This window comes from Chloroflexota bacterium (assembly GCA_038040195.1).
GTDB lineage: Bacteria > Chloroflexota > Limnocylindria > QHBO01 > QHBO01 > DASTEQ01.
In genome coordinates this window covers 479,423-505,182 of sequence record JBBPIR010000001.1, presented here as the reverse complement: position 1 = coordinate 505,182, position 25,760 = coordinate 479,423, and the positions used below count along the sequence as shown (strand labels likewise).

Annotated in this window: 20 protein-coding genes; 7 read left to right on the top strand and 13 right to left on the bottom strand. The window is 68.4% G+C overall.

Features of this window, described 5'->3' with window-relative positions:
* The first annotated feature begins 2 nt into the window (after window positions 1–2).
* A complete protein-coding gene (locus AABM41_02540) occupies window positions 3–2,336 on the top strand; it encodes a glycosyltransferase family 4 protein (GenBank protein MEK6191185.1) in 2,334 nt (777 codons plus the stop codon).
* Here AABM41_02540 and AABM41_02535 read toward each other — a convergent pair.
* From AABM41_02535 to AABM41_02525, 3 genes are all read right to left on the bottom strand, one after another.
* Window positions 2,333–3,304: a glycosidase gene (locus AABM41_02535; protein ID MEK6191184.1), complete on the bottom strand. Its 972-nt coding sequence runs from the start codon at window positions 3,302–3,304 to the stop codon at window positions 2,333–2,335. The genes AABM41_02540 and AABM41_02535 overlap by 4 nt on opposite strands.
* 84 nt (window positions 3,305–3,388) lie before the next feature.
* Window positions 3,389–5,143, bottom strand: a complete 1,755-nt coding sequence (locus AABM41_02530) for an FAD-binding protein (protein ID MEK6191183.1) — start codon at window positions 5,141–5,143, stop codon at window positions 3,389–3,391.
* Between the two features lie 124 nt (window positions 5,144–5,267).
* The gene (locus tag AABM41_02525) at window positions 5,268–5,855 is read right to left on the bottom strand and encodes a NifU family protein (GenBank protein MEK6191182.1); all 588 of its coding nucleotides are present in this window, start codon (window positions 5,853–5,855) and stop codon (window positions 5,268–5,270) included.
* Window positions 5,856–5,890: 35 nt separating this feature from the next.
* Here AABM41_02525 and AABM41_02520 point away from each other — a divergent pair, with 35 nt between their 5' ends.
* From AABM41_02520 to AABM41_02510, 3 genes are all read left to right on the top strand, one after another.
* Window positions 5,891–7,210, top strand: coding sequence for an ATP-grasp domain-containing protein (locus tag AABM41_02520; GenBank protein ID MEK6191181.1), 1,320 nt, complete (start codon window positions 5,891–5,893; stop codon window positions 7,208–7,210).
* Between the two features lie 689 nt (window positions 7,211–7,899).
* Entirely contained in the window at window positions 7,900–9,237 is a 1,338-nt protein-coding gene (locus AABM41_02515; protein ID MEK6191180.1) for a ribulose-bisphosphate carboxylase large subunit, read from the top strand.
* Window positions 9,238–9,240: 3 nt separating this feature from the next.
* A complete protein-coding gene (locus AABM41_02510; protein ID MEK6191179.1) occupies window positions 9,241–10,233 on the top strand; it encodes a phosphoribulokinase in 993 nt (330 codons plus the stop codon).
* 64 nt (window positions 10,234–10,297) lie between these two features.
* On the opposite strand, the gene AABM41_02505 is transcribed toward AABM41_02510, so the two are convergent.
* Complete coding sequence (locus AABM41_02505) at window positions 10,298–11,146, bottom strand: neutral zinc metallopeptidase (protein ID MEK6191178.1); 849 nt, start codon at window positions 11,144–11,146, stop codon at window positions 10,298–10,300.
* Between the two features lie 154 nt (window positions 11,147–11,300).
* On the opposite strand from AABM41_02505, the gene AABM41_02500 reads away from it, so the two are divergent.
* Genes AABM41_02500 through AABM41_02490 form a run of 3 tightly spaced genes read left to right on the top strand, consistent with a single transcriptional unit; the run spans window position 11,301 to window position 12,595 of the window.
* A complete protein-coding gene (locus AABM41_02500) occupies window positions 11,301–11,513 on the top strand; it encodes a hypothetical protein (protein MEK6191177.1) in 213 nt (70 codons plus the stop codon).
* A gap of 25 nt (window positions 11,514–11,538) precedes the next feature.
* A complete protein-coding gene (locus AABM41_02495) occupies window positions 11,539–11,805 on the top strand; it encodes a GlsB/YeaQ/YmgE family stress response membrane protein (protein ID MEK6191176.1) in 267 nt (88 codons plus the stop codon).
* A gap of 52 nt (window positions 11,806–11,857) precedes the next feature.
* Window positions 11,858–12,595 carry a gamma-glutamyl-gamma-aminobutyrate hydrolase family protein gene (locus tag AABM41_02490; GenBank protein ID MEK6191175.1) on the top strand — a complete coding sequence of 246 codons (738 nt, stop codon included), beginning with the start codon at window positions 11,858–11,860 and terminating at the stop codon, window positions 12,593–12,595.
* Window positions 12,596–12,618: 23 nt separating this feature from the next.
* Here AABM41_02490 and AABM41_02485 read toward each other — a convergent pair whose 3' ends face one another.
* From AABM41_02485 to AABM41_02445, 9 genes are all read right to left on the bottom strand, one after another.
* The gene (locus tag AABM41_02485; protein MEK6191174.1) at window positions 12,619–15,045 is read right to left on the bottom strand and encodes an FAD-dependent oxidoreductase; all 2,427 of its coding nucleotides are present in this window, start codon (window positions 15,043–15,045) and stop codon (window positions 12,619–12,621) included.
* A complete protein-coding gene (locus tag AABM41_02480; protein MEK6191173.1) occupies window positions 15,038–16,003 on the bottom strand; it encodes a phosphotransferase in 966 nt (321 codons plus the stop codon). The genes AABM41_02485 and AABM41_02480 overlap by 8 nt, the downstream gene beginning before the upstream one ends.
* An 88-nt stretch (window positions 16,004–16,091) precedes the next feature.
* Window positions 16,092–17,714, bottom strand: coding sequence for an amino acid permease (locus AABM41_02475; protein MEK6191172.1), 1,623 nt, complete (start codon window positions 17,712–17,714; stop codon window positions 16,092–16,094).
* Window positions 17,715–17,862: 148 nt separating this feature from the next.
* On the bottom strand, window positions 17,863–18,654 hold the full coding sequence (locus AABM41_02470; GenBank protein ID MEK6191171.1) for a glutamine amidotransferase: 792 nt from the start codon (window positions 18,652–18,654) through the stop codon (window positions 17,863–17,865).
* Entirely contained in the window at window positions 18,654–20,081 is a 1,428-nt protein-coding gene (locus AABM41_02465; GenBank protein ID MEK6191170.1) for a MurT ligase domain-containing protein, read from the bottom strand. The genes AABM41_02470 and AABM41_02465 overlap by 1 nt, the downstream gene beginning before the upstream one ends.
* 69 nt (window positions 20,082–20,150) lie before the next feature.
* Entirely contained in the window at window positions 20,151–21,641 is a 1,491-nt protein-coding gene (locus tag AABM41_02460; protein MEK6191169.1) for an aldehyde dehydrogenase family protein, read from the bottom strand.
* Window positions 21,642–21,737: 96 nt separating this feature from the next.
* Window positions 21,738–22,505, bottom strand: coding sequence for a glucose 1-dehydrogenase (locus AABM41_02455; GenBank protein ID MEK6191168.1), 768 nt, complete (start codon window positions 22,503–22,505; stop codon window positions 21,738–21,740).
* Between the two features lie 8 nt (window positions 22,506–22,513).
* Entirely contained in the window at window positions 22,514–23,893 is a 1,380-nt protein-coding gene (locus AABM41_02450) for a glutamine synthetase family protein (protein ID MEK6191167.1), read from the bottom strand.
* 73 nt (window positions 23,894–23,966) lie between these two features.
* Window positions 23,967–25,664 carry an amino acid permease gene (locus AABM41_02445; protein MEK6191166.1) on the bottom strand — a complete coding sequence of 566 codons (1,698 nt, stop codon included), beginning with the start codon at window positions 25,662–25,664 and terminating at the stop codon, window positions 23,967–23,969.
* Between the last annotated feature and the right edge of the window lie 96 nt (window positions 25,665–25,760).

Genomic DNA, 25,760 nt, shown 5'->3' with positions numbered 1-25,760 from the left:
GGATGACCGCGACGTGGCAGGACCTTCCGGCCCTGGCCTTGGTAGGGACCTATCCGCCTCGGCGTTGCGGGATCGCCACCTTCACGCGTGACCTGCGCGACGCACTGGTAGATCTCACACCGCCGGGCGCGCGCACACCGCTGGTGGTCGCGGTAGACCGCGGCCGCCGGGACCCGCCCCGGTATCCGCCCGAGGTCACCTTCCGCCTGAAGCGCTCCGACGCCGAGGCGTATGTCGCCGCCGCCGCCCACCTGGCCGTCGCTGGTACCGAGGTCGTCTCGCTCCAGCACGAGTACGGCATATTCGGTGGCCCATCCGGCCGTCACGTCCTCGGGCTCGCGGCGGCGTTGCGGGTGCCCCTCGTCACCACCCTGCACACGGTCCGCCCCCATCCCACACCGCTCCAGCGCGCCATCCTCGTCGAGCTGGTGCGGCGATCGGCGCGTGTCGTGGTAATGAGCGAACGTGCGCGGCACCTGCTCAGCACCGAATACGAGGCCCCGTCCGATGCATTGCAGGTCATTCCCCACGGCGTACCGCAGATCGAGATAGTCGACCCAGCCGAGGCACGGGCCCGCCTCGGCTTGCCAGAAGGGCCTCTCATCCTTTCGTTCGGCCTGCTTGGTCCAGCCAAGCGCCTCGAATTGGTGATCGATGCCCTCGCCAGAATCCGCGATCGTGTCCCACAGACTCGATTCGCGATCGTCGGTGCCACGCACCCAGAGGTGCGGCTCCGAAACGGGGAACGCTATCGCGCTGCCCTCGCTGCGCGGGCGCAGGCGCTCGGCCTCGAGCGTCACCTCCTGTTCGTGGATCGCTACGTCGATGACAACGAGCTGGTGGCCTGGCTGCAGGCCGCGGACCTCTTCGTCACCCCGTACGGGAACGCCGAGCAGGCTGCCTCGGGGACGCTGGCATATGCCGTGGCCGCCGGTCGAGCGTGCATCTCGACACCCTACGAGTACGCGCGGGAGCTCCTCGCCGACGGCCGCGGGGTCCTGTTTCCATTCGACGACGTCGAGGCGCTCGCCGACCGGCTGTTCGCGCTCCTCACCCATCCCGTTGAGCGGCAGAAAATCGGGAACCGCGCACGCGCGCTGGCCGCCGACATGAGTTGGGACGCCGTCGGCGACGGCTACCGGGCAATCTTCTCCCAGGTGGCCGGCGAAGCGCGCCATGCGCTGCGACCGGTCCAGATGATCGGGCCAGAGGCCGCCCGGTCTGACGGTCGCGTCACCGCCAAGACTCTGCCGGCGCGGGTCCTCCCGCGGATCGAACGGCATCATCTTTCCCGCCTGGGGACCGGGCGCGGGATCTGGCAGCATGCGATTGGCGAAACTGCCGATCCGCGCCACGGCACCTGCACCGATGACGTGGCGCGTGCCCTGGTGGTGGATCTGCTCCACGCGGAGCAGGCTCCAGGGCCAGCGGTGACGGCCTCGATTCACCGATCGCTGCGCTTTCTGGATGACGCCTATGACCCAGCGGCGGGACGCTTCCGGAACCTCCGGAGTGCCGATGGTGTGTGGCTTGAACGGATCGGCTCCGAGGACTGCCACGGCCGCGCGTTGCAGGCGCTCGGGGAGTTCCTGGCCCGCTCCGACGACCATGTGGCGCGTCGCCTGGCGTCGAAGCTCTTCACCACCGCCCTGCCGGCTGCGCTGGCCTTCGCTCACCTCCGGCCACGCTGCTACGCGATCCTAGGCTGCGCGGCCGCCCTGCGTTCTGCGGGGAGCCCAGCGCTGCGGCAATCGCTCGCGAGCCTCACCACAACGCTGGCGGCATCCATCCCGCCTGCAACTGCCGATTGGCCATGGCCAGAGGCGACGGTGACCTACGACAACGGGACCCTGCCGCAGGCGCTCCTCAGCGCCGGCGACTTGCTGAACCAGGACCGCTGGGTCGAGCTCGGCGCCCGCCTGCTGGACTGGCTGCTCGCCGCGCAGACGGACGCCGACGGACACCTGGTCCCCATCGGGAACCGCGGCTGGTGGCCCCGTGGTGGGCGCCCGGCGTCCTTCGACCAGCAGCCGATCGAAGCGACGTCGCTGCTGGAGGCCGCTCGCGCTGCCCTGATCGTGACCGGTGATGCCCGCTGGCTGGACGACATGGAGCGCGCCTACGCGTGGTTCCTCGGCGAGAATCATCTCGGGCTGGCGTTGGCCGTCCCGCAGGCCGGAGCCTGCCACGACGGGCTGGGTCCGTATGGGGTGAACGCGAACTGCGGCGCCGAGTCGACGCTCGCGTGGCTGCTGGCCGTGGAACGGATCCGCGAGGTTCGGCAGGCACCCGCTAGCCTGCGTGGCCTGCAGGCGGCCGTGAAGGTCGCCCGCTAGAGGCGCACCCGGCGCCTCTGCGGCGTCGGCCGGGGGGAGCTGCGCAGGTACTCGAGCACATCGTCCAGGCGCGCGGTGGCGAGCGCGACGGACGTATCGGCTGCGCCGTAGTACACGCGGAGCTCGTTGGTCGCCCGATGCAGCACCCAGCCGCACGGGAAGACGACGCCGCCCACGTCGCCGACCCGCTCATAGGGCTCAGTCGGCCCGATCACCCATTCGTCGCTGCGTCGCAGGACGGTCCTGGGGTCCTCGAGATCGAGCAGGGCGAGCCCAGTCCGGTACAGGGCGCCGCTGGCCGTGAGATGACTACCGTGGTACATGACCAACCAGCCCTCGGGGGTCTCCAGCGGCGGGGGTCCCAGCCCGATCTTGGCCGAGTCCCACCACGCGCCCTCGCGTGGCTCGAGGAGCAGGCTGAAATCGCCCCAGTGGCGTAGGTCGGGCGAATAGGAGATCCACATGCTCGCGTTCCCGTGCACCGGCGTCGGACGGTGGATGACCGCCCATCGGCCGCCGAATCGCCGCGGAAACAGGGCGGCGTCCTTGTCCTCCGGCAGAAGCGCCGCGCCAAACCTCCGGAAGGATCGGAAGTCGGCCGTGCGTGCAAAGGAGACGAGCGGGCCGCGCCGGCTGTAGGCGGTGTAGGCGATCACCCAGGCCTGCATCTCCTCAAGCCACGTCAGCCGCGGATCCTCGATGCCCCACACCTCCTCCGGGTACCGCACCGGGGCGGAGCGCAAGCTCGGCTCACTGTTGATTCGCCAGTCGCTGACCCCGTCCCGGCTGCGGGCAACGGTGAGGTGGCTGATGCCGCGGAGGTCCTCCACGCGAAGGAGAAGGACGGTCTCACCGTTGACCTCGGCTGCGCCCGGGTTGAAGACCGCGTTCGCGTCGTAGGGAAGGTCGGCTGCACGAATGATCGGATTACCGGGAAAGCGCGTGAAAAGGGCGCGGCCGGAGGACATTGGCAGTGAGTCTAGACCGGCTCGGTCGGCGGGTTCGACGAAGTCCGGTAACTTCGGACCGCTCTATCTACCTACGCGAGCGCGTCATTCTAGAAGCCGCCCCGCGGGGTCGATATTCCCCGCTCGCGCGAGCCACGATCGGAGCTCCACGGAGACCGCCGGAACGGGTGCGGGTTCCAGCGCCATCCGGGCGTCACTGCCGCGCCCGACGATGAAATTGACCTCCATCGCCGGATCCAGCTCCGGGAAGTCCGAACGGTTGTGCGCACCACGGCTCTCTTCGCGCGCGATCGCCCCCCGCAGGGTGGCTTCGGCGGTGCCCAGCATGGCCTGGACGTCGAGGACGTGGGCCAGGTCGCCCCATCCCTCTTCGCTGGGGCGCACGTCGACGCTCGGCAGCGCTGAGCGGACCTCGTCCAGCATGCCGAGTGCCCGCTCCATGTCGCTGGCTTCGCGCACCACGCCGCAGTGCTCCCACATGATGTTGCGGACCGCGCGCTGCAGGGCCCGGCTGAGCTCGGTACCGTTGTCGATCAGCCTGTCGAGGTCGGCGTGTGCCTCGTCGGTGACTTGTTTGGAGCGAAGCCGCGATTCGCGCTCCAGCGAAGATCGCGCCGCTGCCTCACCGGCGCGCCGACCGAACACCAGAGTCTCCACCAGCGAGTTGCCACCCAGCCGGTTGGCACCGTGCAGTCCCGCCGTGCATTCGCCGGCGGCGTACAGTCCGCCAACGTCGGTGGCGTGGGTCGGCGGATCGACCACGATCCCGCCCATCGAGTAGTGCGCCGTGGGCGCGACCTCCATGGGCTCTTTGGCAATGTCGAGCATCTGATACTCCACGAACTGGCGGTACATCCGCGGCAGCTTTTCCAGGATCACGTCCTTGCCCAGGTGGGTCACGTCGAGGAAGACGCCGCCGTTGGGGCCGCCCCGGCCTTCCTGGATCTCGGTGTAGTTGGCCAGGGCGATGCGGTCGCGGCTGCTCAGCTCCATCCGCTGGGGGTCGTAGCGCTGCATGAAGCGCTCGCCTTCGGCGTTGTACAGTCGCCCGCCTTCGCCGCGCACGGCCTCGGTGACCAGCGTGCCGGCGGCCTCCTCCGGCAGCAGCATCCCGGTGGGATGGAACTGGACGAGCTCCATGTCCATCAGGCGCGCCCCGGCCTGGAAGGCCAGCCACATGCCCTCGCCGTAGTTCTCGTCGCGCCGCGACGAGCTGCGACGCCAGATGCGCGTATGCCCGCCGCCGCACAGGACGACTGCGTCGGCCTCAAAGACCGTGCGATCCCCGGTGTGGAGATCGAAGGCAAGCGCACCAAAGCACTGGCTGTCGGCGGTGAGCAGGCGCGAGACGTACTGGTCTTCGATCACCGGGATATCGAGCTTCTGCACCTGTTCGGCCAGGGTAGACAGGACGGCTCGCCCGGTGTAGTCCCCGGCGTAGCACGTGCGCCGAAACGTGTGGGCGCCGAAGTAGCGTTGGTCAAGCTTGCCGTCGTCGGTGCGCGCGAATGGGCAGCCCCACTCAGCGAGCTCATTGATTGCCAGCGGTGCCTCGCTGGTCATGATCTCGACGACGCGCGGGTCGCTCAGGTAATAGCCCTCTCGCATGGTGTCGGCGAAATGCTGCTGCCATGAGTCCTCCGGGTCGACGGTGCCAAGCGCCGCGTTGATACCGCCGGCGGCGAGCACGGTATGGGCATCCAGTCGGCTCCGCTTGCCGATGACCACCACGTCGACACCGGCCTGGCGGGCCGCAATCGCAGCTCTGAGGCCGGCCCCGCCGGTCCCGATGACCAGGACGTTGCACGGGCGCGTGCGGCTCTCTGGTCTGGGGCTCATACGGTCGCCAGCTCTCCGAGGCCGGCCGTGCCGGGCGCAATCATGTCGTCACGGTCAATCCCACGACAGTGTCAACGCGCACGAATCGGCTAGTCGCCATCGAGGAAGTGCGTGATGCTCATCCCTACTTCTTGGCGGACTGGTAGTAGGGATTGGTGCCCGACGCGTGGTCGGTGGTGTCGACGATAGCGACGATCTCGGGAACGGACCGCTTGATAGCAACCTCCACCCCTTGACGGAGGGTGACGTCCACCTGGGCACAGCCGACGCATCCACCGCCCATCGAGATGTAGGCCGTCCCGTCCCGGACCTCGAGGAGGTCGATGTAGCCGCCGTGGGCGGCAACGCCGGGATTGACCTGCGTGTCGAGTACCTCCTGGACCCGCACGGCGAGTGGATCGGTCCAGCCGACGTTCGGGTTGTCGATCGCGATCGCCCCGCCGGATACGGTGGCGTCCAGGCCGATCGTGGCGCCGCGCAGTCGCTCGGCATCGGCAGCCGCGACATAGACGACGCCGAGCGGGGTCTCGACGACGAGGTCCGCCGGGTCGACCCGGTCCGGCCGAACCAGAGAGAGGTCATATGCGAAGCTCGCTCCGCGCCGACCGGCAATCGCCACGCGAAGCCGGGCGTCGGGGTAGCCGGCGCTCCTGGCGGCCGCCGCGACCTTGGCCTGCGCCTCGCGTGTGATGAGCAGGAGCGGGGCGTCCATTTCGCTGAATCGTACAACTGGCGCAGAATTCGGCCATGACCCGGATCCTCCTGCTCCTCCCGACGCGGACCTACCGTACGGCCGACTTCCTCGCCGCTGCGGATCGGCTCGGGGTGGACGTGGTGGTCGGGGCGGAGCGACGGAACGTGCTCGAGTCGGTGGCCGGGGCTGGGACGATCCGTGTCCAGCTCGACGATGCCGAGCGGGGCGCCGCGACGATCGAGCGGTACGCCCGCGAACGTCGGCTCGATGCCGTCGTCGGCGTCGACGACGGGTCGACCCTAGTGGCCGCCGCGGCAGCCGAACGGCTCGGCCTGCCGCACAACTCGGTGGCCGCGGTCGAGCGGAGCCGTGACAAGGCGCACGCCCGCACGGCGTTCGCGGCCGCCGGTCTGCCGACCCCACGATTTGCAACGTATCCGGCCACGTCAGGCCCGGCCGCCCTCGCTGCGCTCGCGGCCGATACCCGCTACCCGTGCGTCGTGAAGCCACTCGATCGGTCGGGGAGCCAGGGCGTCATCCGGGCGAACGACCCGGCCGAGCTGGTTGCCGCCTTCCGGCGGGTTGCCCGAATCCTCGGTTGCGATGAGACCGCCGCCACCGCCGCCACGGTCGGCAAGCCCGCGGCGCCCGCCAAACCTGCGCGCGTCCCCGGGATCCTGGTCGAGGACTTCATTCCCGGTGTCGAGTTGGCGATCGAAGGCCTGCTCCGCGCCGGTGAGCTCGAGGTCCTCGCGGTCTTCGACAAGCCCGACCCGCTCGACGGACCGTTCTTCGAAGAGACTCTCTTCGTTACCCCGTCGCGCCTCTCCCCGAAGCGACGACGCGAGGTTGAGGCGACCGCCGCCTTGGCCACTCGGGCGCTCGGCCTTCGCGAAGGCCCGATCCACGCCGAGGTCCGCCTGAACGACGAGGGGGCGTGGGTCCTCGAGGTCGCCGCTCGCTCGATCGGCGGGCTGTGCGCTCGGACCCTTCGATTCGGCGCCGGCGTCAGCCTGGAGGAGCTCATCCTCCGCCACGCCGCCGGCCTCGACCTGCCGCCCCACCACCGCGAGCGGTCCGCGTCGGGCGTCCTCATGCTCCCGATCCGGCACGCCGGGCGGCTTCGCGAGGTTCGCGGTCAGTCGGCCGCCCGGGCCGTCCCCAACATCGACGGCCTGTCGATCACGATCCCGCGCGGGGAGGCGCTCGTTCCGCTCCCCGAAGGTGACCGGTACCTCGGCTTCCTGTTCGCCCGGGCCGCGAGTCCAGCTGCGGTGGAGATGGCCCTCCGCGTTGCCTGGTCCATGCTCGAGGTCATCATCGACGAGGCGGATGGCTCAGTGCGGACGGCACCCCCGGACCCACCATCCTGACCGTTGCCCGGAGGCAGGATCCTGTACCAGCTTCCTCGCTGAGAGTGGCGCGACTCGGACTGCGCCGGCAACTTCTGACCAATACCGCGCTACCGGCAACTTCGGACCGCTATGTCTACTACCCCACTCACCAACTGGCACCCGCCTTAAGGCGCCCGTAGACTCCCCGCAGTTGCCCGACTGGAGTTCTCGTCCCGCCGGCCCCAGCCGAGGCCCTGGACAACGTTTCCAGGGCTGCATCTAGCGGGTGACGCCCCTGCTGACGCCCCACGGGATGGACGGGAGCGCTACCTGCGGATTTCGGCGGACGGCAATTCTGCGGCGTCCACTCTCAGTGAGCATGACACGACGCCAGTGGACGGAGCTGGCCGCATTTCGTAAACCGTCGGTCGTGGGTTCGAATCCCACCTTCGGCTCCAACATCGAGCACGAAGCCAGGCCAGAAGGCTTTGACCTCGACCGTTTGTTCGGTCAGAGCCCCTGTTGACGCTCACCACCGGAGCCGGCGCGGTTGGACAACGGCTGCCGGTGCGGCTGATCCTGTGTCGCGAAGGTTCGTTGCCGGGGCGTTTTCGGTACGAACGGCCCTGTTCGAACCTGCCGAGGGCACTCAGGCTGACCATAATTCAACGCGGCCGCGGAGGTGTAGGGAGGCCTGAGATGGGAAGCGAAGAGGGAGCCACGGTGCCATGACCCAGCCTTCAACGCAGACGGGACCTGAGCGGACCAGTGGGGTTCATTCGTACCAAGAGCTGTATCTGGCCCTCGACTACGTTCCCGCCGCGACTGACTTGCTGGTTGCGTTCAAGCTCGCCCCGCGTGAGGACACCTCGATGGAGGAGGCCGCGGCGGCGGTGGCGGCCGAGTCCTCGACGGGGACCTGGACCGAGGTGAGCGAGGATGACGAGGGCCTGGCCTACCAGCTCCGGGCGCGGGTGTACCGGATCGCCGCCGACGTCGCCTTGATCGCGTACCCGATTGACCTGTTCGAGTTCGGCAGCATCCCCAACATCCTGTCCAGCGTGGTGGGCAACGTTTTTGGGTTCAAGGCGGTGAGCGCGCTTCGCCTGCTCGACATGCGTATCCCCCTACCCCTGGTCGAATCGTTCCCAGGGCCTGCGTTCGGCATCTCCGGCGTCCGGGAGAAGCTGAACGTTCATGGCCGGGCGATGACCGGATCTACCATCAAACCCAAACTGGGGCTCTCGCCCGCCGAGCATGCGCGGCGCGCCTACGAGACGCTGCGGGGCGGGATCGACACCGTCAAGGACGACGAGAACCTGAACAGTCAGGCTTGGTCGCCGTTCGACGAGCGCATCCGGCGGACACTGGAGCTCGTGCAACGCGCGGAGGCCGAGACCGGGGAGCGCAAGGGCTATTGGGCCAACGTCACCGCCGCCGAGACCAGCGAGATGCTTCGCCGCGCCAACCTGGTGGCCGACGAGGGCGGCCGGTTCGTGATGGTCGACTTCCTGACGGCGGGTTTCGCGGCGACTGCGTCGCTGCGTGCGGAGACCGAGCGGCTGGGCCTGGCGCTGCACGCGCATCGGGCGATGCATGCGGTGATGGATCGCCACCCCGACCACGGCGTGGACTTCTTGGTCATCGCCAAGTGGGCGCGGCTGATGGGCGCGGACCACGTCCACGTCGGCACCGGGGTCGGGAAGCTGGAGGGAACCATCCAGGAGATGGGCGAGCGGCGTCGAATGATGACCGCCGCGTTCGCGCCGGCCGGGGGTGGGACGCTGTTCGACCAGGCCTGGGGCGAGCTCAAGCCCCTGGTTCCCGTCGCCTCAGGCGGGTTGCACCCGGGCCACGTTCCCCAGCTCGACGAGGTCTTCGGGACGGACGCCTTCTTCCTGTTCGGTGGAGGCGTGCACGGCCATCCGGGCGGCAGCCGGGCCGGTGCCACCGCCGCGCGGGTTGCGGTGGAGGCGGTGGCCGCCGGGCAGACGCTCGCGCACGCGGCGCGTACCTGCCCCGAATTGCGCCAGGCGCTCGACCTGTGGTCGGGCGTGAGGTTCTGATTGATGGCGGCGACGAACTTCCATCGCCCGATCATGGTGGCCGTGGGAGGCGACAGCGGCAGCGGCAAGACGACGCTGGTCAGGGGCCTGTATCGGATCTTCGGCGCGGAGCGGATCACCAACCTGTGCCTCGACGATTACCACAAGCTGGACCGAGCAGAGCGCAAGCGGCTCGGCGTGACCGCCCTCAACCCGGCCGCGAACGACATTGAGCTCATGGCGCGACAGGTCGCCGCTGTTGCACGCGGCGAGACCATCTCGAAGCCAACTTATGACCACTCGACGGGGACCTTCGGCCAGCGCGAGGATGTCGAGCCGCGCGAGATCGTCGTCATCCGCGGCCTCTTTCCGCTGATGACCGCGAACCTGCGAAACGCGTTTGATGTTCGCGTGTGGCTGCAGCCGCAGGAGGAGCTGAAGTGGGCCTGGAAGGTTAAGCGGGACTGCGCGGAGCGCGGATACAGCGTGCCGGAAGTCATCCGCCAGATCGTCGACAGGCGCGATGACCATCGGCGGTACCTCGCACCCCAGCGCGCGTACGCCGATATGCTCGTCCAGTTCTACCCACCGGCCGGCTATTTCCGGGCCGGAACCGCCGTCGATCACGACGCCCATCTGAACGTGCGTCTCAGGCTCGGCCCTGGGCTTCCTCGGCTCGACCTCGGCGACGTGTTGGCGAGCGCCGCCGCGGACGAGCCACCCCCGATTCGCCTCGAGCAGGAGGCGGACGCTACGGGCGCTTCCATCCTGGAGATCGACGGAGCGGTTTCGCCCTCACGCTCTCTCGAGCTCGATGAGCGAATCTGGGCGCACATGGAGACGCATCGTCACCTCCGTCCCGGGGAGATCGGCAGTTACCTCGACGGCAGCGTGGAGCGGCACTCCGACCCGCTGGCGCTCACGCAACTCCTCATCGCCTATCAGGTCGTGCAGGCCGGCTTGGAGCGCGGGTTGACGTTCGGAGCCTCCGCGGCCTCGGCGGCGGCGAGCGGCTGAACCCACTGCCGGAAGCGCTCGACGAGCAGGGCCTTCTGCTCATCGGTCGAGGGCGGCTACTCAGTTAGATGTCGGCGCTGAACGTGTCGCAGTCGTTCGGGTCGCCGCTGTCGAGCCCGACGCGGAACCACGCCTGACGCTGCTCGGACGAGCCGTGCGTCCAGGTCTCGGGGTTCACCTGTCCCTGCGTCTGCTCCTGGATCCGATCGTCGCCGATGGCTGAGGCGGCGTCGAGCGCCTGGGCGACCTGCTCAGGCGTGATCGGCTCCAGGTAGCCCGTTTCAACCGCATTGCTGGCCCACACCCCCGCGTAGCAGTCGGCCTGGAGCTCGGTGCGCACCGCATGGCTCTCGGCACCCGTTCCTCCGCCAGGCTGGAGGTCCCCGAGCAGGTTCTGGATATGGTGGCCGTACTCGTGCGCGATGACGTACGCCTCGGCGAAGGGCCCACCTTCGGCGCCGAAGCGGGTCTCCAGCTGGTCGAAGAAGCCGAGGTCGATGTAGACGCTCTCGTCAGGCGGGCAGTAGAAGGGGCCGACCGCGCTCGAGGCCGTGCCGCAGCCCGTGTTGACCGCCTGGGTGAAGAACGTGGTCAGGGCCGGGGTATAGCCGTCCACGGCCTCAGTCCAGTAGGCCTGGACGCTGTTCACGTAGCCGACGATGCGGCAGTCGTCGCGCAGGTTGGCATCCGCCCCCGTCTGGCATTCCTCCGTCAGGTCACTCTCTTGGCCGGTGCCGACCGTCTGGCCCTCGAGCAGCCCCGGCGGCAGCTGGGACGGGTCGCCGCCCAGCGCGACAAAGAGAACCAGCAGAATCACGCCGCCGATGCCACCCCCGACCGCCAGCACGCCTCCCTTGCCTCGCACGTCACGGACCTGCCCGGGGTCGAGGCGCGCGCCTGGCTCGAAGGTCATCTCGTCCTCAATCCGGTTTGCATCCTTGCAGTTTGCATCTTTACCCGTGCTCAGGAGGGACCTAAGGGCTTGACGAAGCCAGCGTCCCACTCGATGATCTCACGGGCGTTAGTTCCGACACCAGTCGCCCCAGAGCACGGAGGTTTATCGGCCCATGGGACAGACGAACGTCAACGTTCCGAGCGATGGCTCGTCAGGTGGCTACGGAGCCGGCATGATCGTCGGGCTTGTCGTGGCGATCCTGGTCATCGGCTTCATCGTGTGGTACTTCCTCTTGGGTGGCAGCGGGGGCGGAACGACCGCACCTCCGGCTGAAGAGCCACCCGCCCCCGCCCCGAGCGCGTGGGTGATCCGATCTCTCGGCTGACCGGCAAACCGAAGGGAGTGGAGACATGAGCATCATTGCGTGGTTAGTGGTGGGGGCAATTGCCGGCTGGATCGCCAGCAAAGTGGTTCCTGGTGACGAGCGTTATGGATGGCTGGGCGGCCTGGTGGCCGGCATCGTTGGCGCCGTGCTTGGGGGCTTCCTCTTCAGCTCGCTGACCGGCGAGGACTACACAACCGGCATCAACATCTCGACACTCGTCGCCGCCACCGTGGGCGCGATCATCGTCGTCTTCCTGTTCCAGATGGTGACCAGTCGACGACGGCCTATGTGACCCAGCACGCGGGCGAAGCGTGAAGGGTGCCCGGGCCGCGTAAGATCGGGCCGTGGTACAGCGAAACCCGCGGATCGTGGTCACCGTGCAGTCGCCGGAGCACGCGCGCAACGAAGAAGTGGCGTGGCGCAAGAACGACCGCTACTTCGAGGGGGTGCGGCGGCACGGAGGCGAGGTCATCGTCCTCAACGAGGACAGCAGCCCCGCCGAGCGTGAGGCGGCGTTCGTGGCCATGGATGGCCTGCTCCTCTCCGGCGGGGCCGACCTGGACCCCGCGCTGTTCGGCGAGGAGCCGCACCCGACGACCGTGGTGGAGCCCGGTCGCGACGCCCTTGAGCAGGCCGCATTCGCCGTGGCCGAGGAGCGCCGCGTCCCGGTGTTCGGCATCTGCCGCGGGATGCAGGCCATCAACGTCTTCCGGGGTGGGTCCCTGGTCCAGGACCTCGAGGGCCACACCAGCCCCGCGTACCCCGCGCCGGAGGCCACCTCCCATGACCTGGACATCGAACCCGGCACGCGGCTCGAGGTGATCCTGGGCGAGACAGTGGCCTCGGTAAACACCTACCACCACCAGGCCATCCGGCCCGAACAGGTGGGGCAGCGCCTGCGCATTAGCGGCTACAGCGCGCATGCCGACGGTGACCTGGTGGAAGCCCTGGAGGACACCGATCCGGACCGCTGGCTGATGGCAGTCCAGAGCCATCCCGAGCGGACCGAGTTCACGTCGCCCGAGTTCGAGAACCTGTGGGCCTCGTTCCTGGCCGCGGCCCGGGAGTACGCCGCGCGCTGAGCGCCAACCCTGGCGGGCGGGGGTCAGGACTTGATCCGGAGCCCCTCCGGGTCGTACAGCGGCTCGGCGCTCACGGTGCAGCCGACCCACTCCCCAAAGACCTCGACCTCGCCCCGGGTGCCGACCGCGCCCAGCTCCACCGGAAGGTAGCCGTAGGCGATGCTGGCCGCGACCGTGAACCCGTAGCCCCCGCTCGTCACCCGGCCCACCACCGCGCTCCCAACCTGGATCGGCTCATTGCCCAGCGCCACCGCCAACGGCTCGTCCAGCACCAGGCAGCACAGGCGCCGATCAAGGCCGGCGTCGCGTGCCGCCAGCAACGCCTCGCGACCGATGAACGGGACAGCCTTGTTCATCCGCACCGCGAACCCCAGGCCCGCCTGGTCGGGGTTGTCGTCAGGGGTGATGTCGCTCGACCACACCCGATAGCCCTTCTCCAGCCGCAGGCTGTCGATGGCCCGATAGCCTCCGGCCACCATCCCGTGGCTCTGCCCCGCCGCCCACAGCGTGTCCCACAGCCCCGCCCCGTGCTCCATGGGGGTGTACAGCTCCCAGCCCAGCTCCCCGACGTAGGTGACTCGCAACGCCTGCACCGGCGCCTGCCCGACCGAGATGTTCCGCGCCGTCAGGTACGGAAACGCCTCGTTCGACACGTCATCCGCGCTCACCGATGCCAGGATGTCGCGGGCTCGCGGGCCCCACATGCCCAGGCACGCCCAGGCGGAGGTGACGTCTGCCACTTGGACCGATCCGTCCTTCGGCGCATGCGAGCGGATCCAGCCCAGGTCGTGGTTGCCGAAGGCCGTGCCGGTGACGATGAAGAACCGATCCTCTCCCAGCCGGGTCACCGTGAAGTCGCACTCGATCCCGCCCCGCCGGTTCAGCATCTGGGTGTAGGTGATGCGGCCCACCGCCCGGTCGACGTCGTTGTCGCACAGGCGCTGGAGCAAGGCCAGCGCGCCTGGGCCGCTGATCTCGATCTTCGAGAAGCTCGTCTCGTCGAACAGGGCGGCGGTCTGACGGGTGGCCTGGTGCTCGGCGCCGATGGCGGGCGACCAGTGCATTCCGGCCCAGCCCCGCGGGCGAAGGGACTCGTCGCCGGCCGGGGCGTTGGCGTCGAACCAGTTCGGCCGCTCCCAGCCCGACTTCTCGCCGAACGCGCAGCCCAGCTCCGTCAGCCGGGAGTAGGTCGGGGACATCCACAGCGGGCGGGCCGACTGGCGCTCCTCTTTCGGGTAATGGATGTCGTAGTACGTCGCGTAGTTCTCGTGAGCGCGTGCCAGGGTGTAGTCACGCGAGCGGTACTGGGCCCCGAAGCGGCGGATGTCCATCTTCCACAGGTCGTACTCCGGCTCCCCGTCCACGATCCAGCGGGCCAACTGGCGACCGACCCCGCCAGCGCCGGCTATCCCGTGGGCCGAGAAGCCGGCCGCCACGAAGAACCCGCGCACCTCGGACTCGCCGAGGATGAACTCGTTGTCGGGCGTGAAGGCCTCCGGGCCGTTGACGACCTGTCGGACTCCGGCCTCGGCCATGGCGGGCACGCGCCGCTGCGCGCCGCGGCTGATCTCCTCAAATCGCGGCCAGTCCGGCGGCAGGAGCTTGCCATTGAAGTCGGCCGGGATCCCGTCCAGGCCCCAGGCCGCCGGATTCCGCTCGTAGCCGCCCATGACCAGCCCGGCCACCTCGGGCCGGAAGTACACCAGGTTGTCCGGGTCGCGCAGCTGCGGCAGGTCGGCCGTGACGCCGGCAATCGGCTCGGTCACCAGGTACTGGTGCGCGAACGGGATGCTGGGCACCGTCACATTCGCCATCTGGCCGATCTCGGGCGCGAACATGCCCCCGGCGTTGACGACCACCTCGCATCGAATCGGCCCCTCCTCGGTCTCGACGCCGGTCACGTGCCCACGCTCGACGGCAATCCCCGTCACCCGGGTCCGGGCCCGGATGGACACCCCGTTCTGGCGGGCGCCGGCGGCCAGGGCCTGGGTCAGGCCCGAAGAGTCGAGATAGCCATCGGTGGGCAGCCACGCGGCGCCCAGGACGCCGTCGGTCGACATGAGCGGAAAGCGCCGGTGAGCCTCATCGGCCGACACGAGCTCCATCTCCAGGCCGTAGGCCTTGGCCCAACCGGCCTGGCGGCGCAGCTCCTCCATCCGCTCCGGCGAAGACGCCAGGCGGAGGGAACCGACCTCCCGCCAGCCGGGGTCGACCCCGGTCTCGGCGGCCAGCTGGCGGTAGGTGGCCACCGAGTCGACCATCATCCGGGTCAGGGTCGGGCTGGCCCGCAGCTGCCCCACCAGGCCGGCCGAGTGGAACGTCGATCCCGATGTCAGCTCGGCCCGATCGACCAGGGCGACATCGGTCCAGCCCAGCCGCGCCAGGTGGTAGGCGATGGCCGTGCCGCCGACGCCGCCCCCGATGATGACCACCCGGACGGCGTCAGCCACCCTCGACCTCGGTCAAGGCCCGCTCGAAGCGTGGCTCCGCCGCGTGGCGCAGCAGGCGCGCGAAATGCCCGTCGGCGTACTCGACGAAGTCCACGTCGAGGGTGCTGATGGCCTGCTGGAGGACGCCCCACATCGCCTCGCGGAAGTCGGAGACCACCCGCATCAGGGCCACTCGCGCCAGGCGGGCGGGATCGGGCACATCGGTCCGGTCGTAGGCGGACAGGAGCGCCGCATCCTCGTCGGCGGTCAGCTCGTGGTTGATGCTGAAGTTGCCCAGGTCGAAGAAGGGATCGCCCATCCCGGCGTACTCCCAGTCCACGATTCGGATCCGCTCCGTATCGTCGATGAAGTTCGCGTTGAGCAGGTCGTTGTGGCACGGATGGAGGGGCAGCGGAGCGTCGAGGAGGGCCCGCTCGATCCGGCGGCCGGCGGCGTAGGCCGCCTCCCAGTCCGCGGGATCGGGGACGCCGCGCGCGGCCGCCAGTGCGCGATAGGCCTCGGCCACGCGCAGCGGGACGAACAGGCCGGGGATGGCCGGGCCGCCATGGATGCGGCGGATGGAGTCCGCCACGCGGGCCAGGGTCGCCGGGTCGTGGACCTGTTCCAGGGAGACCGGGGTGCCGACGATGAAGCGCGTCACCAGGTAGCCCTCGGGCCGGATGAAGGCCACCACCTCGGGCCCGACGCCCACCCCGGCGGCGGCCACGGTGGCCGCGTGCTCGACCTCGCGGCTGATGCCGAGCAGGTGGGTGTCGTTCCCGGCCAGGCGGATGACGTACCGATCGGCTTCGCCGGCCAGCGTGATCAGGAAGTTGCGGTTGGTGATCCCGCCTGAGAGCGGGACGAAGGTGAGGTCGCGACCGGCTGTCTCGGGAACCCGCTGCAGGGCGTCGGTCAGCTCGTCTGCCAGCTCGCCGCGGAGGGGCTCATCAGCGGGAGGCGCGGGGGGATCGGTCAACGAACGCAGCCCTCGTGGTCAGTGCGGAAACGCGAGCGGCTCGGACGCCGGAGCGCCGAGCCGCTCGCCTGGGGGGCGCGAATGGACCTTACGCGATCAGGGTCTCGCCGGTGGCGGTGTCCGCCTCCAGGGTGGAGGTGTCTTCCTTGCCGCGCTGACCGGTGGCGAAGTAGTAAATCACCCCAAGTCCGAGCACCGCGATCACCACCGTCTCGAAGACGGGCCACGCTGGCAGGTCGCTCAGGAACTCACCCTGCCATTGCAGGAAGGTGTTGATCGGTGGGTTGGTCCAGATGCTCCGCAGCTCGTTTCCGAAGTCGCCGAACATCGGGCTCTCCCACAACCCGATATTGATGACCATAGCGGTGCCCCAAATCAGGGCCAGGATATTGATGATCGTTCCCCAGCTGCCGAGCTTGAACCAGGCGCCCTGGTGCGGCCAGCCGCGCCGGCGGGCCCGGAGCACGCCCCAGTTACACATCAGGTAGCTGAGGTAAATCATCCCGGTAGCGGCAATCGCAAGGTAATACGCGGCGTATCCGCCGGTGATCAGGAACGGGATGGCCGCCAGCACTCCAACCCCGACTGCGGCATTGGCCGGCGTCTTGAAGGCCTTGGTGACGTGACCCCAGGTCCGGCCGAAGGGCAGGCGCCCGTCACGACCCATGGAGAACATGAGACGCGTCGTGGCGCCCTGGATAGCCAGGGTACAAACCGAAACGGCGGCCAGGATCACCACGAGGTACAGGTCGCCGAACGTGAACTCCGCGAACAGGACCTGGTTGAGGTTCTCCTGGATGGTGGTCGCGAACGGGAAGCCGAAGGCCTGGCCCTCCGCGACCGCGGCGCCAACGTCCTTGAAGGACAGGATGATCGCCAGCAGGAAGATGAAGCCAGCAATTCCCGACAGCCAGATGGCCGACAGGACGCCACGTGGGGCTTGGCGGCCTGCGTCCACGGTTTCCTCGCCGAACGTCCCGGCGGTGTCGAAGCCGTAGACCACGAACAGGGCCATGAACATGCCGACCAGGAACACAGCGAGATAGTTGCCGCCTGCCAGGTCAGCCGTGAACGAGGTGTCGAACAGGATGGCGGGCGACTGGTGGTTGGCGAAGAAAAGCAGGACCAGCGCCAGAACGACCATGCCCAGGATCTCGGCCCCGACGCCGATGTTGTTAAAAATGCTCAGCAGCCGCACGCCGAACGCGTTGATCACGGTCGTCACGATCAGCGTGATAAGGCCGATGAACGACCACATGTTGAGGGTCGGGATGGGGCTGGCGGACAGGTAGTCGAAGCCAATCAAAGGGGAAAGCACCAGCGGCACGGTGGCCGCGACGGCGGTGACGGTCAGGACTCCGGCCCAGAAATAAGTCCAGCCGGTGAACCAACCCAGGGTCTTGTTGGAGAGTCGCTTCGACCACTGGTAGATCGAGCCCGCCACCGGGAAGTGGCTGGACAGCTCGGCGAAGTTCAGGGCCACAAAGGTCTGGCCCAGGATGACCAGGAACCAGCCCCAGATGAATGGCGGGCCTCCCACCCCGATGGCCACCGCCTGCTGGGTGAAGGAACCGGTCGCCACGCTGATGTAGCTGAACGCGACCGCGAAGTTCGAAATGAATCCGAGGGTTCGGTTGAGCTGCGGCCGGATGCCGAGCGATCTCAGGTGGGCGTCGTCACGCGCGACCTGGTCCGAGTGGGCCTGATCCACAGTCAAGAAGGGGCCTCCTCCATCCGAATTGGGCGAAAACCAGACGCGAGGGACGCGGGGGATCAGCAGCCCGCAGGATCAGCCGTTGGGCGCAATCGTTGGCGAGTATGGGCGCGGCCTTTCGGCCGCGTCAACGACTATTTTCGGCTCAGCGGCTGCGGACCAGCTCGGCCGGTGTGACGGCCGTGTACTGGCCCTTGTTGCGCACCGCTTTGGCCAGCGCCACGTCATGGGCTCGGGACTCCTCGGCGTCGTCCAGGGGCGCCAGGGTGACCGGCTCGCCCATCTTTCTTTCCAGCGCGATCCGAATCAGCTGGTCCGCGAGCCACGGGTTCTTGGGCAGCACTGGCCCGTGCAGGTAGGTGGCGTAGACGTTGCCTCGCACCGCGCCCTCGGTACCGTCGCGGCCGTTGTTACCCGCCCCTGCCACCATGGTCCCGAAGGGCCGGGCGTCGGGCCCCAGGGTCGTCAGGCCCGAGTGGTTCTCAAAGCCAACCACGGTCCCGGTTTCGCCATTGAGCGTCACCTCGACCGCCGCGTGCTGCATGAAGCGCTGCGATCCGGCGTGCGTTTCGAGGTCCAGGATGGCTGCCCCCTCCATCGGTTCGCCTACCGATGGGACATACCGATGCCCGAGCAGCTGCAGCCCGGCGCACACGGCGAAGATGACGACGCCCTGGTCAGCCGCCTCGGTGAGGGACGGCACCTTGAGCCCGAGATCCTTCGCGACCACCTGCTGTTCCACGTCCTGGCCACCGTGGAACATGATCAGGTCGAAGGTCGTGAAGTCAGGGGTGTCACCCTGCTCCACGGTGACCACCTCGGTCGGGATGCCGCGCCAGGCGCAGCGCTGGACGAGGGCCATGACGTTGCCCCCGTCGCCGGCCACGTTCAGCAGCGACGGGTACAGGTGCGCGATGCGCAGAGTCGGATAGTCCATCACGCCTCCCAGTATCGCCCAACCCAGCCGCGGCGTCGCATCTCCTCGCGGAGCTCGATGGTCGGCGTGTAGCTGGCCAGGATGGTGAGCGTGCCACCCGGTGGGATGCGGGCCAACGCGGCGTTCAGGGCGGGTACGCGTTCGGGGACGACGGTCATGCGGCTCGGGTCCAGACCCGCGTACTTCAGGCGGTTGGCGATCTCATCGGCGCGCAGCCCGGACACCGTGGCGTGCTCGATCCGGTCCACGGCGCTCTCGAAGTCGACGTCCCACAACCATGCGAAGTCCTCGCCGTCGACCAGGGTGTTGCTGACCGCGATGAGCAGCTCCTTCGGGAGGTCCTCGGTGGCCAGCGCCCGCAGGGTGGTGTTGTACGAGGTGGGGTTCTTGGCGAAGCCGAGCACGACCTGGTGACCGTCGCCGCTGATCCGCTCCAACCGGCCGAAGGCGGGGCCAACCGACGCCAGCGCCTCGGCGGCGTGGTCGATTCGGACGCCCAGCCCGAGTGCCAGGGCCAGCGCTCCGGCCGCGTCGTAGGCGACATGCACGCCGGACTGCGGGATGGCCAACTGAAGCTCGCCGTCCGGTGTGCGGACCGTGAGGTGGGTCGCCGCCAGGCCACGGACCTCGACGGCGGTCACCGCGAGGTCAAGCCGCGGTCGGGCCAGGCGGCAGGCCGGGCATCGCCATTGGCCCATGTGCGAGAGATACACCCGCTTGTACTTGAGATCGGCCCGGCACCGCGGGCAGCGGATGGTGTCCGCCGCGCGGCTGATGGCATCGGTAGAGGCAGGGAGATCCAGGCCAAACGTCACCCGCGGGCCCGTTCGTCCGGAGGCGAGCCCGGCGACGATGGGGTCGTCGGCGTTGACGACCAGCAGGCTCTCGGGCGGCAGGGCTGCGGCGACCGTCTCGAACGTGTCCGCCACGGCATAGATCTCGCCGTAGCGGTCCAGCTGGTCGCGGAACAGGTTCGTGATGAGCAGCGCGCGGGGCGGGATCTCGCGCGCGATCTGCGGCAGGGCGCCCTCGTCCACCTCGCTGAGCACGATGGTGGCCGGAACGCGACCCCGAAGGTCGGACGCCGCGACCGCGATCGAGGTGACCCCCTGGACCAGGTTGGCGCCGGCCTGGTTGTGGGCCACCGGCAGCCCGGCGGCACGGAGGATGGCGGCCGTGAAGCGGGCCGTGGTGGTCTTGCCATTGCTGCCGGTGATGGCGAGCACCGGGATGCCACGCTCGCCGACCAGTGCCTCCAGGATCTCCGGGTCGATCCGTCGCGCCACCATGCCGGGCAGCGACGTCCCGCCGCCGCGGCCGGTGGCGCGGGCGGCGACCGCGGCCGCCTTGCCGGCCACCAGGGCGGCGAAGCGACGAGCGGTCAGGGGGCGGGCGAGGGAGGGAGTGGGCAGCTGATAGGGCAGCACCGTTGCTGCCGCGGACGCTCGTTTGCGGCGCGGGCGCGGTTTGGCGGTCTTCGCCTCCGTCGGCATCGGTCAGGTCAGGTCGACGAAGACGTTCTTGACCTCGGTGTACATGTCCAGCGCATGCATCCCCAGCTCGCGCCCCATGCCGGACATCTTGTAGCCGCCGAACGGCGCCTCGATGTGGACGCTGCTGTTGGTGTTCACCGACAGGACGCCGGCCCGGACGCCCTTGGCGACCCGGATCGCCTTGGCGAGGTCGCGGCTCCAGATCGACCCTGACAGGCCGTAAGGGGTGTCGTTGGCCAGGCGAACCGCCTCCGCTTCATCGGTGAACGGGATGACGGCCACGACGGGGCCGAAGATCTCCTCGCGCACGATGCGCATGTCGGTCCGGCAGGCGTCGAAGATGGTCGGCATCAGGTACGCGCCATCGTCGAAGGCGTCGTCGCTGGGCGGCTCGCCGCCGTAGATCAGCTCCGCACCCTCATCGCGACCGATGGCGATGTAATCCGCCACCCGCTCCCGCTGACGCTGGCTGACCAGGCTGCCCATCTCGGTCTTTTCGTCCGCGGGGTCGCCGATCTTCAGGTTGCGGGTGGCCTCCGTGAACAGCTCCACCACGCGATCGTGTACCGATGCTTCCACGAAGATCCGGCTCCGCGCGCAGCAGTCCTGGCCGGCGTTGTCGAACACGGCGTACGGCGATTCGCGCGCGAACTTCTCGAGATCCGCGTCGGCGAACACGATGTTGGGGCTCTTGCCGCCAAGCTCCAGGCTCACCTTCTTCACGTTGCCGGCCGCCAGGCGCAGGATTTCCTGCCCGGTGGTCGTCTCGCCGGTGAAAGCCACCTTGCCGATGCCCGGATGGGCCGCGATCGCGGCTCCGGCGGTCCCGCCCGGGCCGGTCACCACGTTCACGATACCGGGCGGGAAGCCGGCTTCCAGCGCGAGCTCCGCGATCCGGACGGCGGTAAGCGGCGTGTACGAGGCCGGCTTGAGGATGCAGGCGTTGCCCGTGGCCAGCGCAGGTCCCAGCTTCCAGCTGGCCATGTTCATGGGGAAGTTCCACGGCACGATCAGTCCCACCACTCCGATTGGCTCGCGAAGCGTGAAGTCGAGGCCCGGCTGGCTGACCGGGATCGTCTCCCCGAAGTGCTTGTTGGCGGCGCCGGCGTAGTACTCGAACACGAGCCCCACCGCGAGCGCCTCGCCCCGGGCGCCGGCGATGGGCTTGCCCACGTTCTTGCTTTCGAGTTGAGCGAGCTCCTCGAGGTGGTCCTTGGCCAGGTTGCTCAGCTTCTGAAGGGCGCGGCCGCGCTTGGCGGCCGACCACGAGGAGAACCCCTTCGGATCGTCGAGCGCCTTCTGGGCGGCGGCCACGGCCCGGTTGACGTCCTCCGCGCCGCCCAGTGGGGCGCGGGCCAGGAGCTCACCAGTAGCCGGATTGGCGACGTCGAACGTCTGCCCGTCGGCGGCGTCCACGCGCTCGCCGCCGATGATCATCTGAACGGTGCCCAGGATTGGCTCGGCAGTGCCGGGAGCCTGGGTCTGGGTGGTCATGGGAGCCGAGTATACGGTGGGTGGCCGTGGCCCTCATTCATGGCGGTTCGGGATTCCTCCGGCGCGCGGTGCAGCGCGAACACGATCAGCGCGTACCTAGAAGTAGTTGACGCTGATGCCGCCGTCGATCACGAAGTGCGCGCCGTTCGTCCAGCGCGACTCGTCCGACGCCAGGTAGATGGCCACGCTGACGATCTCCTCCGGCTTGCCGAAGCGGCCGGTCGGGTTGCGCGCCAACCGCGTTTGTCGGGCCGCCTCGTCCTTCACCAGCCAGTCCATCAGCATGGGCGTCTCGATTGGTCCGGGGCAGATGGCATTGGAGCGCACACCCTGCGGCCCGAATTGAACGGCCAACGATCGAGTCAGGCTCAGGACCGCTCCCTTGGAGGCGGTGTACGCATCCTGCGGGACCGAGCACCCCAGCAGGGCCACGAACGAGCTGATGTTGATGACCGATCCGGACCCCTGCTCCGCCATATGCGGGATCGCGTACTTGCAGCCCAGGAACACGCCACGCACGTTGATGGCCATCACCTGGTCCCAGGTGGCAACGTCGGTGTCGACCACCGAGTGATCGAGCTCGGGCATGACCCCGGCGTTGTTGTACAGGACGTCGACCTTGCCGTACCGATCCATGGCTGCCGCCACCATGGCGGCCGCATCGGCCTCCTTGGAGACGTCAATCTGGACGAAGGCGGCCTCGCCGCCGGCCGACCGAACCAGGTCCATGGTCTCGGCCCCAGCCTTCTCGTCGTATTCGGCCACGACCACCTTCGCGCCCTCGGCCGCGAACATCTGGGCCGCCACGCGGCCCATCCCGCTGCCGGCCCCGGTGATGATCGCGACCTTGCCCTCGAGACGCATGGCTGGAGCTAGCCTCGCTCCAGGTATCGCTCGCGGTCCCAGGGATGGACGACGGCGTCGTAGGTCTCCTGCTCGACCCGCGCCGCGTTGAGGTAGTGGGCCACGACATCGGCTCCGAAGATGTCCACCGCCGCCTCGCTCGCCTCCAGCTCGCGGATTGCTTCGTGGAGCGCGCGCGGCATCCGGTCGCAGCCAGTGGCCACGTACCCGTTGCCCTTGTACTCCTTCGGAGGCTCGATCTCGCGCTCGATTCCCAGCAGCCCGGCGCCGACCACGGCCGCGTAGGTGAGATACGGGTTCATGTCCCCGCCCGGGAAGCGGTCCTCGATGTGGAGCCCCGCCTCGTCGCCCACGATCCGGAAGCCGGTGGTCCGGTTGTCGCGTCCCCAGACCACATTGACCGGGGCCCAGGACGCCACCGCGTAGCGCTTGTAGGAGTTCACGTTCCAGGCCCAGAAGATGGCCAGCTCTCGGGCGTACTTCATCATCCCGCCCAGGAAGTGGCGCATGGTCTTCGACATCCCGTAGGACTCCGCCTTGGGATCGTGGAAGAGCGGCTTGCGGCCGGTCTTGTCCCATAACGACAGGTGGAGGTGGCCGCTGGAGCCGGTCCACGTGTGGTCCGGCTTGGCCATGAAGGTCAGCCCGTAGCCGTTCAGCCAGGCGATCTCCTTGGCTCCGTGCTTGAAGAGCACCGACTTGTCGGACATCTCCAGCACGTCGCAGTAGTGGATGTTGACCTCGTGCTGCCCGGGTGCCGCCTCGCCTTTGCTGAATTCGACCGGGATGCCGGCCTCGGTCATCAGGTTGCGGAGCCGCCCGTGGATCGGCTCGCCCTTGGTGGCCTGGAGGAGGTGGTAGTCCTCGTTGTAATAGCCGAAGCGCTGGAGACCGACGTAGCCCTTGGCGTGCGCCTGCTCGTAGGTATCGGTCAGCAGGTAGTACTCGAACTCGGAGCCGGCCATGACCCGGAACCCGTGCCCAGCGGCGCGGTCCACGACTTTCTTCAGGATCGTGCGCGGGGAGATCGGGATTTCGTGGCCATGATGGTCGACCGTGTCGGACAGGACGATGGCTGTCTTCTCGAGCCAGGGCACGACGCGGTAGGTGTCCCATACCGGGTCGGCGATCCAGTCGCCGTATCCGGTCTCCCAGCTCATGAGCGCAAACCCGTCGGGCGTGTTCATCTCCATGTCGGTGCCCAGCAGGTAGGTGCAGAAATGGGCGCCGTGATCGATGGCCCCGTTCAGGAACGCCTGGCCCTGGACTCGCTTGCCCATCAGCCGGCCCTGCATGTCGGTCAGAGCCACGACCAGGGTGTCGATCCGTCCGTCGCGGACGGCGGCCGTCAGCTCCTCGCGCTTGGGGTGGCTATCGGTCTTGGCCATGCGTCCTCCGGTAGCAAATCGGGCCGGCCGGATCGCCCGGCCGGCCCGCAGCGTGGATCGGGTCAGGTAATTGTCAGGTCCTTGCCGTGCCGAGCTGTTCGGCTGCCTCCTCGAACTCACGCTCGATCTCGGTGAGCTCCTCCTCCCGACCCATGACCTTCGGTCCCTTGAAGTTCCGACGGGCCCAGCCGAAGTAGTAGACCAGGAGGAACAGGACAACGGCCAGCATGAACGGCCAGCTGATATTGCCCGCGGTCGGCCACGAGAAGAGCACCATCAGGACCACAATCCATCCGAGCGAGATGTAGGCGACGGGCCTCGACCAGCGGCCGAGGCTCCAGACCCGCTCCTGCTTCCATCCGTCGGTGATCAAGCCAAGCAGGATGGGCACGCCATAGGCGGCGTACAGGAAGATCGTGCTGATGGCGGTCACGATGACGACGGCGATGTTGCGTCCCACCCAGAACGCCAGGAAGGTCAACACGAAGGCGCCGACCACGACCACGATCAGGGCGTTGGCCGGGGTTCGGAACCGGTGGGAGACCTTCTTCATCCAGCGTGAGCCGGGAATCCCGTCGTCACGGCTGAACGCGAACAGCATCCGGCCGGCGGATGCCACCGACGACAGGCCACAGAACGCCATGGCGATGGCGATTCCGCCGCCCAGGATGGCAGCCAGCCCCGCGTCGAGGTTCTGATTCAGGGTGTACAGGACCGCCGCGCCGTCTCCGAAGTAGTACTGGCTGGCCTGCACCATGTCGTCCAGCTGGCCGAACAGCGGGAAGAGGTCCGGGAGGTGGAGCGTAATGGCCACCAGGAAGATGTAGCCGGCCACGGCCGAGACCGCGACGGACATGAAGATGCCCCACGCGCTGCCGCGTCTCGCCCCAACCGTCTCCTCCGCCACGTGCGCCGAGGCGTCGTACCCGGTGTACGTCCAGTTGGCCTGGAGCAGGCTGAAGGCGAAGGCGATCAAGATGGGGTAGCTCACGGCAGGCCCGTATGTGAGCAGGAGCCAAGGGTTGTCGCTCCCGGGTGGGATCCTGTTCTCCCACGAGTTCAGCGTGTCCACCGGCTGCAGGGCGAACAGGGTCAGCCCTGCATCTTCGGTCGTGGACTGGGTCCCGAGGAGAAACAGGGCGCCGGTGATGGCCACCACGAACGCGATATGCCACCACACACTGATGTTGTTCAGGAGGGCCACGACTCTCACGCCGGCGATGTTCAGTACCAGCTCGACGGCCAGCAGCGCCGCCATGGTGGCCAGCCAGCCCGAGAAGTACGGACCCGAAGCAGGGTCGCCGAAGATCGGCGTGCTGTTCGTGAAGGCCCCGCCGGTAAGCGGACCGATGATCGTGGCGTTGATGAAGAACGCCGCCGCGAAATTGATGCCGGCCACGATCGCGAATTGACCGATCAGGTTGAGCCAGGCGGTCCACCATCCCCACCCGATGCCCTTCATCTTGCTCGCCCAGTAATACAGGCCGCCGGCGGTGGGATACGCCGACGCGACCTCGGCCATCGAGGCCGCGATCGCGAGAACGAAGACGGTGACGAGTGGCCAACCAATCAGGCTGGCGGCGGTCCCGGCCCAGGCCAGGCCATAGTCGTACAGGATGACCGCGCCGGTCAGGATCGAGATAATCGAAAAGCTGATGGCGAAGTTGCTGAATCCGCCCATCGTGCGGAACAACTCCTGGGCGTAGCCCAGGCGATGGAGGTCGCGGACGTCCTCGCGGATGACGTCCTCGCGATTGGGCTCTTGCGACATCGGTACCTCGCTGATGTTCAGCCGTGGGCGAACTCCGCGCCGTTGGGCGGCGGGAACGCGAGCATGCAGGGAAAGGGATGCCGGTTGGCGGCTCCT

Bases quoted from the DNA above. Each gene is read 5' to 3' on its own strand.
- AABM41_02540 (MEK6191185.1), top strand. From the start codon at position 3: ATGACCGCGACGTGGCAGGACCTTCCGGCCCTGGCCTTGGTAGGGACC.
- AABM41_02535 (MEK6191184.1), bottom strand. From the start codon at position 3,304: ATGTCCTCCGGCCGCGCCCTTTTCACGCGCTTTCCCGGTAATCCGATC.
- AABM41_02530 (MEK6191183.1), bottom strand. From the start codon at position 5,143: ATGAGCCCCAGACCAGAGAGCCGCACGCGCCCGTGCAACGTCCTGGTC.
- AABM41_02525 (MEK6191182.1), bottom strand. From the start codon at position 5,855: ATGGACGCCCCGCTCCTGCTCATCACACGCGAGGCGCAGGCCAAGGTC.
- AABM41_02520 (MEK6191181.1), top strand. From the start codon at position 5,891: ATGACCCGGATCCTCCTGCTCCTCCCGACGCGGACCTACCGTACGGCC.
- AABM41_02515 (MEK6191180.1), top strand. From the start codon at position 7,900: ATGACCCAGCCTTCAACGCAGACGGGACCTGAGCGGACCAGTGGGGTT.
- AABM41_02510 (MEK6191179.1), top strand. From the start codon at position 9,241: ATGGCGGCGACGAACTTCCATCGCCCGATCATGGTGGCCGTGGGAGGC.
- AABM41_02505 (MEK6191178.1), bottom strand. From the start codon at position 11,146: ATGACCTTCGAGCCAGGCGCGCGCCTCGACCCCGGGCAGGTCCGTGAC.
- AABM41_02500 (MEK6191177.1), top strand. From the start codon at position 11,301: ATGGGACAGACGAACGTCAACGTTCCGAGCGATGGCTCGTCAGGTGGC.
- AABM41_02495 (MEK6191176.1), top strand. From the start codon at position 11,539: ATGAGCATCATTGCGTGGTTAGTGGTGGGGGCAATTGCCGGCTGGATC.
- AABM41_02470 (MEK6191171.1), bottom strand. From the start codon at position 18,654: ATGGACTATCCGACTCTGCGCATCGCGCACCTGTACCCGTCGCTGCTG.
- AABM41_02460 (MEK6191169.1), bottom strand. From the start codon at position 21,641: ATGACCACCCAGACCCAGGCTCCCGGCACTGCCGAGCCAATCCTGGGC.
- AABM41_02455 (MEK6191168.1), bottom strand. From the start codon at position 22,505: ATGCGTCTCGAGGGCAAGGTCGCGATCATCACCGGGGCCGGCAGCGGG.
- AABM41_02450 (MEK6191167.1), bottom strand. From the start codon at position 23,893: ATGGCCAAGACCGATAGCCACCCCAAGCGCGAGGAGCTGACGGCCGCC.
- AABM41_02445 (MEK6191166.1), bottom strand. From the start codon at position 25,664: ATGTCGCAAGAGCCCAATCGCGAGGACGTCATCCGCGAGGACGTCCGC.